General features: G+C 55.5%; 11 protein-coding genes and 1 pseudogene. 2 read left to right on the top strand and 10 right to left on the bottom strand.

What is annotated here, in order from left to right:
• Positions 1-146: 146 nt before the first annotated feature.
• Positions 147-965, bottom strand: coding sequence for a sulfotransferase family protein (locus ACR0EL_RS13895; protein WP_480500518.1), 819 nt, complete (start codon positions 963-965; stop codon positions 147-149).
• 141 nt (positions 966-1,106) lie between these two features.
• Between ACR0EL_RS13895 and ACR0EL_RS13890 the strand changes: the two genes are divergently transcribed.
• A complete protein-coding gene (locus ACR0EL_RS13890) occupies positions 1,107-2,684 on the top strand; it encodes a DUF5928 domain-containing protein (RefSeq protein ID WP_480500517.1) in 1,578 nt (525 codons plus the stop codon).
• 36 nt (positions 2,685-2,720) lie between these two features.
• Here the strand turns inward: ACR0EL_RS13890 and amaB are convergent, their stop codons facing one another.
• On the bottom strand, positions 2,721-4,217 hold the full coding sequence (gene amaB, locus ACR0EL_RS13885; protein WP_480500639.1) for an L-piperidine-6-carboxylate dehydrogenase: 1,497 nt from the start codon (positions 4,215-4,217) through the stop codon (positions 2,721-2,723).
• 18 nt (positions 4,218-4,235) lie between these two features.
• Positions 4,236-5,342, bottom strand: a complete 1,107-nt coding sequence (locus ACR0EL_RS13880) for a saccharopine dehydrogenase family protein (protein WP_480500516.1) — start codon at positions 5,340-5,342, stop codon at positions 4,236-4,238.
• A 209-nt stretch (positions 5,343-5,551) separates the two neighbouring features.
• Between ACR0EL_RS13880 and ACR0EL_RS13875 the strand changes: the two are divergent.
• Positions 5,552-5,712 (top strand): annotated as a pseudogene (locus ACR0EL_RS13875) (IS6 family transposase); the annotation flags it as partial.
• Here the strand turns inward: ACR0EL_RS13875 and ACR0EL_RS13870 are convergent.
• From ACR0EL_RS13870 to ACR0EL_RS13840, 7 genes are all read right to left on the bottom strand, one after another.
• The gene (locus ACR0EL_RS13870; protein ID WP_480500515.1) at positions 5,711-6,634 is read right to left on the bottom strand and encodes an SMP-30/gluconolactonase/LRE family protein; all 924 of its coding nucleotides are present in this window, start codon (positions 6,632-6,634) and stop codon (positions 5,711-5,713) included. The pseudogene ACR0EL_RS13875 and the gene ACR0EL_RS13870 overlap by 2 nt on opposite strands.
• Positions 6,634-7,374, bottom strand: coding sequence for a cytochrome b561 domain-containing protein (locus tag ACR0EL_RS13865; RefSeq protein ID WP_480500514.1), 741 nt, complete (start codon positions 7,372-7,374; stop codon positions 6,634-6,636). The genes ACR0EL_RS13870 and ACR0EL_RS13865 overlap by 1 nt, the downstream gene beginning before the upstream one ends.
• Entirely contained in the window at positions 7,374-8,246 is an 873-nt protein-coding gene (locus tag ACR0EL_RS13860) for a carbohydrate ABC transporter permease (protein WP_480500513.1), read from the bottom strand. The genes ACR0EL_RS13865 and ACR0EL_RS13860 overlap by 1 nt, the downstream gene beginning before the upstream one ends.
• A gap of 5 nt (positions 8,247-8,251) precedes the next feature.
• Complete coding sequence (locus ACR0EL_RS13855; RefSeq protein WP_480500512.1) at positions 8,252-9,178, bottom strand: carbohydrate ABC transporter permease; 927 nt, start codon at positions 9,176-9,178, stop codon at positions 8,252-8,254.
• Positions 9,179-9,260: 82 nt separating this feature from the next.
• A complete protein-coding gene (locus ACR0EL_RS13850) occupies positions 9,261-10,592 on the bottom strand; it encodes an extracellular solute-binding protein (RefSeq protein WP_480500511.1) in 1,332 nt (443 codons plus the stop codon).
• A gap of 31 nt (positions 10,593-10,623) precedes the next feature.
• Positions 10,624-11,712 (bottom strand): ABC transporter ATP-binding protein, encoded by a 1,089-nt coding sequence (locus ACR0EL_RS13845; RefSeq protein ID WP_170537292.1) that lies wholly within the window; start codon positions 11,710-11,712, stop codon positions 10,624-10,626.
• A gap of 91 nt (positions 11,713-11,803) precedes the next feature.
• On the bottom strand, positions 11,804-12,844 hold the full coding sequence (locus ACR0EL_RS13840) for a LacI family DNA-binding transcriptional regulator (protein ID WP_480500510.1): 1,041 nt from the start codon (positions 12,842-12,844) through the stop codon (positions 11,804-11,806).
• Between the last annotated feature and the right edge of the window lie 5 nt (positions 12,845-12,849).

Genomic DNA, 12,849 nt, shown 5'->3' with positions numbered 1-12,849 from the left:
TCAGTTTAGGGCCTTTCAAAAATGCACAAGCCGGTTTTGTGTCAAAGCAGGGTCCAAACCCTCGTCAATTTAAGCTCAATGCAGGCACTCATCTGCAAATCATGTTCTAGTCAAATGCATCTCTGCACGGCGGCACCCATTGCCCCTCAATCGCCCAGTTTGGCGTGCACCTCATCCAGATCAATCTCACCGATAGGCATCTTGTTTCCGGGGTTCTCGAAATCGTATTTGAACAGTTCGAAATCCTGTTTGTAGATTTCATAGACCAAATGCATCGACAAATCGTCGAAGTAATCCTCGACCGGATGCGCACGTTTTGGACCATGCCCCTCGGATTCGTTGAAGCGCGGGATCTCGGACAATGTCACCGGATGGGCGGTTTCGACGTGGTCCAGTACACCCTGCATCCCGTCATTAAACGCCTCGGTCCAGAAAATCTGATCATACTGACCGCCATTTACGATAAAGGTCGACACGTGCCCCGACATGGCAGACCAGTGAATATCCGGATCCATCGGGCGCCGCCAACGGATCGTGTCGCGCGCAAACAGCAGGAACCGGCGGAAGCTGGCAATCTGGTCAAACTCGCCCTTACCGTCATCGCCGCCCACTTCGATCCCGTAATTGTAGATCAGTGTCGGCACCAGATTACCCCGATAGCGTTTGCCGTTGCGCTGAATGCCGCAAATCTTGTCAAAGAATGAGCTGAGGATGCGGGTGTAGGGATTGCGCACACAGGTAAAGGAATAAGACCCGTGATTGCGCACATTGGTGGCGATCATGCCCTGGCTTTGATCAAAAGCCCATTTGTGCATGCCGTCCTTGGCGTCGTGGATATCGCCGTCAAAGAACTGGCCATGGTCAGAATAATACATGATCTGACCAATGGTCGAGCACGCGCATTTTGGCACAACACGGTAAACCATGCTTTCGCTCTCGGTCATCCAGGTGCCGGGAAACCCCATTGGCGTGCCTCCTATGCTGGCCTGCTCTCAGTTTGATATGCCAGCTTTTGACATCAAAAAACCAAAAATATTCTGTTTATTCAATCGTTCATCCTCAGTATCACGGGTGCAGTCCGGCAAAAACGGGAATTGCGACTTCATATGGCAAAGATTGCCTATATCCTGCTGTGTCACAAAGACCCTGAGGCCATCATTGCGCAGGCCGAGCAGTTAACCGCCGCCGGCGACTGTATGGCCATCCATTTCGACGCGCGCGCCCAAGACGCCGACTACGAAACCATCCGCAGGGCGCTGAAAGACAACCCCAATGTCACCTTTGCCGGCAAGCGCATCAAATGCGGCTGGGGTGAGTGGTCTTTGGTGCAAGCCACCCTGAACGCCCTGAACGCCGCTGTCGATGCATTCCCGCGCGCCACGCATTTCTATATGCTGTCGGGCGACTGCATGGCGATCAAGACAGCGGAATACACGCACCGCTTTCTTGATGATCGCGACATGGACTTCATCGAAAGCCACGATTTCTTTGCCAGCAACTGGATCAAGACCGGGATGAAAGAAGACCGTCTGATCTATCGTCACTATTTCAATGAGCGTACCCAATCCAAACGCTTTTATACCGCGTTCGAGCTGCAAAAACGTTTCAAGCTGACGCGTGACATCCCCGAAGACCTGCAGATCATGATCGGCAGCCAATGGTGGTGCCTGCGCCGCCGCACGGTTGAGATGATCCAGGAGTTCTTACGAGAGCGTCGCGATGTGATCCGCTTCTTTTCAACGACCTGGATCCCGGATGAGACATTCTTTCAGACGCTTGTCCGCCATCTGGTCCCCAAGGGTGAGATCGAAAACCGCACACCAACATTCCTGATGTTCTCAGATTACGGGATGCCGGTGACGTTCTACAACGATCACTTCGACATGCTTTTGGGCCAGAACTATCTGTTCGCTCGCAAAATCAGCCCCGAAGCGCATGAGTTGAAAGAACGGCTGGGCGCGCTGTATGCCAGCACCGGTGTCGACTTCCCGATCTCGGATGAAGGGCGCAATCTCTATGCCTTCCTGACCGGGCGCGGGCGCGTTGGTCGCCGTTTTGGGCAACGTTTCTGGGAAGCCGGGAATACCTTAGGCCCTGAGCGAGAGCTATTTCTGGTTGTTTGCAAAAAATGGCACGTGGCCAAACGGCTGGTCGATCAGATCGCGTCTGAGACGGACATGCCATGCGTCGAGTATCTGTTCAGCGAACAGGACACCCCATTGCCCGATCTGGGTGGGATCGAAACGACGCTGAACAAACGCTCGCGCCACCGGCGCGCGGTCGTGCGGATGCTGTTTGAACATTTCGGATCGAACCAGCTGGTTCTGTGTCTGGACCCCGCCAATCTTGACGTCATTCAGGATTTCTGCAGCGATGCGGCACAGACACATGTGCTGGAGATCGAATGCGACTATTCCGATGACTATCTGATCGGTCACGCAAGGCGCGTGGGACTGGCGGGTCAGAACAGCCCAGACCAAACAGTCTCGCACCTGTTGCCGACGATACGGAATGATCTGGCTTACGAATCCGAACAAATCCGCCAGGCCGGGCTGGATGGGTATCTGCGCCTGCGCGAAAGCGCGGATCGGGCCGAGAACGAGGCGGCGATTGCGCAGTTCCTGGGCGTTGGGCCTGATAAGGCGCAATCCATTATGCAACTGGACTATCTGTTCTCGGACTAAGCTCCGGCGATGCCGCTGCACCGCCGGAACGATCAGTCAGATGTCGAATTTCACACCCTGCGCCAGCGGCAGCTCTGCCGAGTAGTTCACGGTGTTGGTCTGGCGGCGCATATAGGCTTTCCAGGCGTCTGATCCGCTTTCGCGCCCACCGCCGGTTTCCTTTTCGCCCCCGAACGCGCCCCCGATCTCGGCACCCGAGGGACCGATATTCACATTCGCAATGCCGCAATCCGATCCTGGCGCTGTTAGGAACTGTTCAGCCTCGCGCATGTTCAGAGTGAATACGCACGAAGACAGACCCTGCGGGACATCATTCTGCAACTCCAACGCCTCATCGAAGGTTTCATATCCCATGACATAAAGGATTGGCGCAAAGGTCTCGGTCTTCACCGTTGCCGTCTGACCCGGCATCTCGACAATGGCGGGTTCCATATAGACGCCACTTGGCACGCCTTCGGTGACGCGCTGCCCGCCAAAGACGGTGCCGCCCTCGGCCTCGGCCGCCTTGAGCGCGGCAGTCATCGCAGCGCCAGAAGCCTCGTCCACCAAGGGACCGACCAAAGTACCTTCTGCCAGCGGATCACCGATGGGCAAACCCGCATAGGCCTTCTTGAGACGCGCAACCAGTTCATCCTTAATCGAATTGTGCACGATCAAACGGCGTAGTGTCGTGCATCGCTGGCCCGCGGTTCCAACCGCCGAGAACACAATCGCCCGCACAGCCATCTCTAGGTCGGCGGACGGGCCCACGATCATCGCATTATTGCCGCCAAGCTCAAGAATGCACTTGCCAAACCGCGCCGCGACGATGGGCGCAACAGCACGGCCCATACGGGTCGAACCAGTCGCCGAGATCACCGGCACATCTTCGCTGGCGACAAGCACCTCACCCAAGTCGGCCCCACCGATCAGAGTTTGCAGCAGGTTGTCGGGCGCGTCGCCGAACCGGGCTAGCGCCCGTTCGAATATCTTTTGACAGGCCATCGCTGTCAGGGGTGTTTTTTCGGACGGCTTCCAGATCACCGGATCGCCGCAAACCAGCGCGATCGCCGCATTCCATGACCAGACGGCCACAGGGAAGTTGAAAGCCGAGATCACACCTACGGGACCAGCCGGATGCCAAGTTTCCATCATCCGGTGACCGGGACGTTCCGAAGCGATGGTCAAACCATAAAGCTGCCGCGACAGACCAACGGCGAAATCGCAGATATCAATCATCTCCTGTACTTCACCCAGACCCTCGGACGCGATCTTGCCCGCTTCCCAACTGACCAATGCGCCCAGATCGTCCTTGGCTGCACGCAGCTCCTCGCCCAACAGGCGGATCAACTCACCCCGGCGCGGGGCTGGCACGATGCGCCACGCTTTGAACGCGGTTTTGGCATTGGCAAAGATGGTCTCCATCTCAGTGGCCGGGGTTTCGTGCACCTCGGCCAATATGCGCCAGTCAATCGGGGAGCGCACCGCCATGGTGCCGCCTGTGAGTTCGGCCGTGGTCAGGTCCAGATTTGCCAGAGTGGTTTCTGCAGTCATCACAACGTCTTTCATATCTCACGCCGCCTTGTTCTGTGGGGTTACATCGCCGGCCCGGTAAAGCCGACCAAATTCGGTGTTCAGGAAATCGGACAGCTTCACCTGCTCTTGCCGGACAAAGCCGGTCGAGGGCAAAACACCGGTCCGCATCAGATCGACGACGCCCAGAACACCTGCGGCTGTGGTGACCTGAATGGCGCTCCAAACCTGTCCGTTGATCTCGCGAGCGAAGCTTTTGTTGATCAGGGATTTCTCGCGCAGCGCCCCGTCGATCATGCCTTTGGCCGTGCAATAGACCAGCACCACATCCTGATCGGTGCGCGGCAGGGCGGACTCGAAAATCTCTTTGAGCAGATCGCGGCGGCGTTCCAGCCCCAGATCGTGCAGCAGCAATTTCAGAATGTCACAATGGCCGGGATAGCGGATCGATCGATACGACACCGCACGCGCTTTCCCCTGCAGCGTTTCCGGTAAAGTGCCCAAACCGCCGGAGGTGTTGAAGCATTCGTATTCCACGCCGTCATGACCCAGCACCTCATAGTCTTCCAGCGGTGCGGTCTTGACACGTTCGCCATTCACGATGGCGTCGCAAGGATTGCAGTATTCATTGATCAACCCATCCGTTGACCAAGTTAGATTGTATTTCAACGCGTTGGTCGGGTAGAGCGGCAAGGCCCCGACCCGCATATGCAAGCTATCGATTTCATCGAATTCCGCGGCCAGTGAGGCCCCCGCCATCCCAACAAAACCCGGCGCCAACCCGCATTGCGGCATAAAAGCGGTTTTGCTGCCTCCAGCCAGCGCGCGCACGGCTCGGGTAGCGGCAACATCCTCGGTCAGATCAAAATAATGCGCCCCGGCCTCTTTCGCGGCTTGGGCAATGTTCGGCGTCAGAAAAAACGGAGCGGCAGAGATCACCGCGTCAAAGCCGCGCAACCCTTGTGTCAATTCGTCGATATTCTTCGCGTCGATTTGCATCGTCGCGACGCCCAGCCTGGCAATCTCGGCCAACGCCTTCAGATCATATTCTGCAACTGTGGCACTGTAGTTGGGTGAATCTTTCAATAGCGCAGCAATCATCTGCCCAATCTTGCCTGCCCCAACGATGCATATCTTCCACGACATGGCTCGCCTCCTCTCTTCAGGTTTGCTTTGAGAGTGGCGTAGATTGTGGTCATATCGCAGGGGTTATCTTGACGAAATCAGCGCTTGGATCATCATTTCGTCAATTTTTTTGTCAAATTGACAACTTGCGTGCTGGGCGCCGAACCTACCGTTCATCGTCTTGCGCATTCTGAACTGATTTCCACTCACGCCTAAAGATACCGCCTAAAATGCCGAGCCCTAAGGGTTTTCGTTTTCCGCGCGCGTTCATTGCCCATGCCGTCTGGGTCTAACATCGCTTTGCGCCCAACACCGATGACGTTGAAGATCTGCTCGCGGAACGCGGTGGACGGTCAGCCGGGAATCGATCCGACAATGGATCAACCGCTTTACCTTCCTCCATTCACATTCAAGAAAACTGAATAGAGCGAGCTGGTCGCCGTTATAAAAAGCCGATTGAGCTTCGCGCCGCCAAAGCAGACATTCGAGACAATCTCAGGGATATGCACTTTCCCGATCAAAGCTCCTTGGGAATTGATGCAATGCACGCCATCAGCGGCCGAGCTCCAAATGCGGCCATCTCGGTCCAGCCGAAACCCGTCAAAAAAACCGTTTGTACATTCGACAAAGACATCGCCGCCAGACAGGGATTTCCCGTCGCCACTAACCGTGAACTTGCGAATATGTGCCGGGCCACCCGGTGTATGAGTACCACCGGTGTCCGCTACAAAAAGCGTCATGCCGTCATGTGAAAAAGCCAGACCATTTGGTTTCACAAAATCCGTCGCAATCGCCGTCACCTCGCCAGAATCGGGATCGATACGATAAACATGGCAGGCACCAATCTCGCTTTCGGCGCGCTCTCCTTCATAATCCATCATGATCCCGTAAGACGGATCGGTGAACCAGATTGAGCCATCTGATCTGACAACCACGTCATTCGGAGAATTGAGCCGCTTGCCGTCCCAAGCATCTGCTAGAACGCTGATCGATCCATCATGTTCTGTGCGGGTCACCCGACGGGTCAAATGCTCGCAGGAAACCAAACGTCCCTGCCCATCTACCGTATGGCCATTGGAGTTGTTCGCAGGCTCACGGAACACCGACACCGAACCATCCGTATCATCCCAACGCATCATCCGATTGTTGGGAATATCGGACCACACGAGATAGCGGCCCGCAGCAAACCAGGCAGGCCCTTCCGTCCAGCGCGCACCTGTCCAAAGCCTTTCAACGCGGGCATGGCCGATGAAACAGCTTTCAAACTCTTTTTCGATAACCTCGAACCCAGTGCCTTCCAAAACGCCAAACACTATTCCGCTCCTTCGCTAGAGGGGTATTCCAATTGGTCACCGGGTCGGACGGTACCCCATCCCATTTTTGCTCTTTTGTTACCTGGCAATGATGGGTCCGGCCCCCAGATCGCCTGATATGTATCATGAGCCCGGCCAGAGCGTTGCAGGAAAATGGCAACACCAATCAACAGAATCCAATACCCGGAGATAACAATCCACATCCAACGCGGCGCGTTCGACGACCAAAGCCCGCTGAGGATCGCAAGCGCCGCCAGAAGCAGCGCAAGATATCCCAACACGCGGTGAATATGCTCGAACGCGACCCGCCACGCTGTCATATCGTAGTGATCGCCAGACAGGCTGCCATCGCTTGCGGGTGCAGTGGGGCCCCCTTTGCTGCCTCGGAAAATGCCTAAAACAACCTGTGCCGTTCCCAGACCGAGAACTGTATAGCCCAGATTCGCATGCAGCCAAGCGTCAGGGCGCTCTCCTGTGTTCGCGAGGATAAGCCCAACCCCTACGAGTGATAGTACATAGGCAAAGGTCTGCCCTTTCCAGTGGCACAACCACCAGAACCGATTATCCAGCTCATGCGGCCAATTCTGACCCGGCAGGATCTTGAAGTAACGCGCCGCCAAGACCGCGGCAGGACAGATCACACCCCAGGCGACCACCATGCACCGAGCATGCCAAGACAGGAAGAAACCGACATCATGTCCTCGGGTTGGATCGATAGGTGAAAGAAGCCAATCGATCATCAGCCCTTCACCGCTCCCGCTGTCATACCGGTGATGATCTGCCGCGAAGCCACAAATGTGAAAATGATCGGCGGTACGGCCAGCAACATGCCCGTCGCCATGATCACACCCCAGTCGATGTCATATTCGGTGATTGAGTTCACGATGGTGACAGGTACCGTCCGTGTCGATCTGCCAAGCAGGGCATTGGCCAAAAGGAACTCGTTCCAAGCGATGCGGAAGGTGAAAATCGCGGCCGCCGCAAGGCCGGGTTTGATGATCGGCAGAACAACCAGATAGAACACCTGAAACGGGTTGGCGCCATCCATGCGCGCTGCTTCTTCCAACTGGATCGGAACTTGTACGATGAAGCTCTGTAAGATCCAGATAACAAAGGGCAGGTTCATCGCCGTGTAGACCAGAATGATCCCGGCATAGGATTGATCGAGGTGGTACTGAAAGGTCCAGATGCCAAACACAGGAACCAGCAATACGGCTGGCGGGACCATCCGCATCATCAGCGTTGTCATCGAAACGGCACCACGGCCCATAAAGCGAAACCGGACCAGCGCATAGGCCGCCATACAGCCAATCAGAAGCGTAATACCTGTCGAGATTGTCGCCACGATCAGAGAGTTGCGCAGAGCCCGCCCGAAGGTGGGATCGCAATATTGCACGTGATCCGGATTGTACCACAGCACGTCGCACAAGACCGTTTCATAGTTCCTGATCGTTGGCGTGAAGAAAAAGGCCGACACGCTTTCATCATATATGTCGACATTCATTTTGAAGGATGTCGCCAGCATCAAAAGGATTGGTCCCGCTGACATGACAACCAGCGCAGCCAGCAAAGCATAGAAAGCCGGGTTTTGTTTTTCGGTCTGAGTAGCCATGGTCTTCAGCTTTCCGTTTGTTCGGCGGCGGCACGCATTCTGGCGGCCCGCGCCTCTTGCACCTTGGTGTACATGAACATCCCCACGGTCAGCCCCATCAGCATCAGCAACAGGACATTCGACATCGCTGCGGCCTCACCCAGTTCCTGAAACTCCTGAGCGGTGCGGAAGATACGCAAAGCGATGATCTCGGTGGACAGGCCGGGGCCGCCATTGGTCAGAACCAGAATGACCTCGAGCACTTTGAACGCATCGATCAGCCGCAATAGCAGGGTCACGATCAAAACCGGCATCATCAGCGGTATCTTGATCATGGTGATCTTCTGCCACTCGCTTGCGCCGTCGATCTCAGCTGCTTCCAATGCGGACCGCGGCAGCGACTGCATGGCCGCCAGCGCGAGAATGAAAATAAAGGGTGTCCACTGCCAGACATCGGCAATCACAACCGCAATGAACGACCAAGTGCTGTCCGACAGCCAAGGGATACCCTCGTCAAAACCCAGGCTTTTGATTGTGCGATTAAAGATGCCGACCGTCGGATGATACATATAGCGCCACATCAGGCCGACTACGATGGGCGCGATCATCATGGGCAGAATGAAAACAGTCCGCAGCATGGACATGCCGCGTATGTTTCGATCCAGCAGCAAAGCTAGACCAACACCCAGCGCCATTTCCAACGTCACCACGATGAAGGCAAACTTGATCGTGACCCAGAAGCTTTCGTGAAACGCACTGTCGTGCAGAAGATTTATATAGTTCTTTAGTCCAACAAACTCGGCCTGACCAATCCGTTGGCTGGGGCTCCAGTCGAGGAAACTGGCGTAGATCATATACCCGATCGGATAAAGCAACGCGAAGATCAGCACGAGCGCTGCAGGCGCAAGAAACAGATATGGGGTGAGCCGATTGGCCCGTGCGACAGCGCTCATGACAGCGACCCTTTGACTTGTTGGAGTATCGTCTTGGGAGGCAGCGCCCGAGCAAAACCTCAGGCACTACCTCGGGGAGAACCTATTGCTGCCAGGTGTAGTAGCCGGCGTCATCCATGATCGCTTTGCTGCGTTCAGCTACACCATCCAGCGCTGTCTGGATATCCAGATCTTCGGTCAGAACCTGGCTGAGCGTTGTCCCCAGATCAGCATTGATCTTACCCCAGACCGGGATGATCGGACGCCAGTCGGGATCAGCGTGTTTGAGCGCCTCGCCAAACACCTCAAGATGCGGCTGCTCTGCCAGTACATCCGGATCGGAGTGCGTTGAGAACCGGGAAGGGTTGCCTCCTGCAATCGCTATTGCCTTGTCGGCCTCTTTCGAGGTTAGCCACTGCATCAGCAGGAAAGCAGCATCTTTGTTCTGGGCGTTTGTCGGGATACCAATGCCAAACCCACCGGTCTGACTGCCACGGCGCGCGCCTTCGGGATGCGGAGCCCAGCCGATTTGACCCACAACCTTTGATTTCTCGGGGTTGTTCACCTGACCTGCAAACACGGTGGAATCGAGGAACATGGCTGAATTGCCTTGCAGGAAAGATGCGCCTGCTTCGGCGAACCCGAAGGTCTCAGCCCCCTCTGCACCACAATCGACAATTGTCTTCAACGCTTCGGCGGCTTTGACCCCCTCAGCATTGTTCATAATCGGGTTCCAGTTTTCATCGAAGATGCGACCGCCCAGAGGAGCGAGGTGCAGCAGGTAGGCGTGCGATGCGTGATGCCCCGAGGCCGCGCGCGATGCCAACCCACCCATGCCGGGTTCCAACTCGGGTATTTTACACGCCAGTTCCAGCAACTCGTCGTAGGTTTCGGGAACCTCAAGACCATGCTTTTCAAAGATGTCTTTGCGATACCCGAGGATTGATGTCTCTGACCCGAAGGGGATGCCAAACAGCGACCCGGTAGGTCCCGGCAGATACCCTTTGCTGCCGCCCGCAACACCGATGTTGCCGACATAGCCATCAATCAGATCATCCGCGTCATAGGCCGGATCTGCGAGCGCGGGATTCATGAAGTATTTGGCGAGGTTCTCCAACTGGTCGGCATAAACATAGTCAGCCTTGGAAAACACCACATAAGCGATCAGGTCATAATCGCCTTTGTTCTTGGTCAGTTCCAGTGTCTGTTTCTCGCGCATCTTCAGGTATTGAAGCTGGTCGACTTCCACGCGAATTCCGGTTTCTTCCGTGAATTGCGGCAGCACCTGCATGACCGCATCAAAATGCGGATGGGCCGGGAAGTTCACAACCAATGTCGTGCCTTCATAAGGTTCATATGGGCTGGCGGCGACCAACCCTGTCGTCAGCGCCAAGGCCGCGACGCCCACACCGGTTTGTTTAAGTAAGTTCAGCATTTGCTCCTCCCATGCTGGTCTTGGGCCGCTGTTACAGGGCGACCTCCCTTTCGCGATCAAAGAGATGAATTGCGTCTGCGTTGACTTCGAACCGAAGGGTTTCACCCAAAGCGATGGGTGTGTCCGATTTCAGTTCGACCTCAACTTTTTGACCTGCGCAGTCACAGATCAGAACCGATTGCGCGCCGATATATTCCGACACCACAACCTTCAGGTCCAAACTAGCAGCTTCCGGGGCATCCGGGTTGTAGCTTAGGTCAGAAGGTCTGATACCAAGGATGACGTTGCTCAGGTCAGCGTCCGAAAGGGTTTTCTGACGTTCCTGACTGAGACCGATGGCGAAACCTGCCCCGGTTACAAACAACTGGCCACTTCGATCTTCGACCGTTGCATCCAGAAAGTTCATCGGGGGCGATCCGAGGAACCCGGCGACAAACTTGTTGGCGGGGCGCTTATACAACTCTTCCGGTGTGCCTTGCTGCTGAATGTACCCGCCATGCATCACCACGATTCTGTCGGCAAGTGTCATCGCCTCAATCTGATCGTGGGTGACGTAGATCATGTTTTTCTGCACCTGTTGACGCATCAGCGCCAACTCAGCCCGCATCTGCCCGCGTAGCTTGGCGTCCAGATTGGACAGCGGTTCGTCGAACAGAAAGGTACTGCTGTCGCGCGTCAGGGCCCGCCCCATCGCGACACGCTGGCGCTGTCCCCCTGACAACTCGCCCGGTTTGCGATGCAAGTAGTCGGTAAGGCCGAGCATCTTGGCGACCTCGCCCACCTTCCTGTCAATCTCAGCCTTTGGAACTTTCTGCAGCCGCAACGCGAACGACATGTTTCGCGCCACGTCGAGATGCGGATAGAGCGCATAGTCCTGAAACACCATCGCCAGATCGCGGGCCTTGGGCTCTAGATGACTGACTGGTTTTTCATCAATGAAAATCTCACCGTCCGAGACCGTCTCGAGCCCGGCGATCATGCGAAGTGTCGTGGACTTCCCGCAGCCGGACGGCCCGACAAAGACTGTGAACTCATTCTCCTCCATTTCGAGGTCAATTCCATGCAGAACCTCAAAGTCCCCGTACCGTTTCACGAGGCCTTCCAACCGTATCCGGGGCATTGTTCCTCCACCCTTTGTTACCGGTCACAGTATCAGCTATGTGACCGGTCACATAGAAAATTATATTTAGCCTTATCAATAGTTTAGAAAATTAAAGGGGTTTGCAGCTTTCGCGAAACTCGACGCGCGGTGTCAACGTTACGTGGCAAGGCGAATCTGTTGGGCTTTCTTCTTCGTCCAAAAGACGCGAAATAAGTACGCCGGTTTGCCGCCCGATTTCGATCGGATCAACAATGACGGTGGAAATCGAGGGGGAACTGAACCGCGAAACTTCGAAATTCCCGAACCCAACGACAGAGATATCCTCTGGCACTGATTTACCAATTTGTAAAAGACGACTCTGAACGCCAAAAGCCGCCATGTCCGATACGCAAAACACGCACTCCACCTGCGGATACTGTTCCAGAATAACGTCAACAGCCGCAGCACCGTTTTCGATAGTAAGCGGCGGTGTCCCCAACATGATCTGAGCGTCGGCGTTCAACCCCGCACTGCGCATGGCTTGCTCGAAACCATCCCGGCGTGCAGCGCCTCGGGTCCAATCATCCTGCTCCTCGCCAAGAAAAACGATATTCTTGAAGCCGCGCTCAATCAGCGCCGTCGTCATGTCATAAGCGGCTTTGGAATTCGAAAACCCAACCGTGTGCGCAATGGGATGTTTCGGTTTTTCCCAAATTTCCACGATGGGCACCGATACGTCCGCCAGCAAATCAAGCGTGCGCTGTGTATGGCCATCATAAGATAACACGATCGCCTCAGGGCGGCGGCGCAACATGGTTTCGACCAACTGCTCCTCGCGCTCGGCTGAATAGTCCGTGTGCCCCAGCAGCAGTTGAAGACCCACCTTTTCCAACTCTTCCGTCAGGCTTTGAACCGTTAACGCAAAATGCAGGTTGTTCAAAGAGGGCAAAAGCACCGCCACAAAGCCGGATTTCTTGGTCGTCAGGGAACCTGCCATCTGATCGGGCACATAATTCATCTGCTTGACGACTTGCAGGATATGGTCGCGGGTTTCTTTGGAAATAGGGCTGTTTTTCTTCAGTGCCCGACTGACTGTCATCCGCGAAACGCCTGCCGCTTTGGCGACGTCTCGCATCGTGACATGCGTGCGACCGGGATTCTTGTTCGTCATGCAAC

This window comes from Ruegeria sp. AH12 (assembly GCF_056541465.1).
The sequence above is the reverse complement of the archived record's forward strand: the minus strand, read 5'-3'. Positions and strand labels throughout refer to the sequence as shown.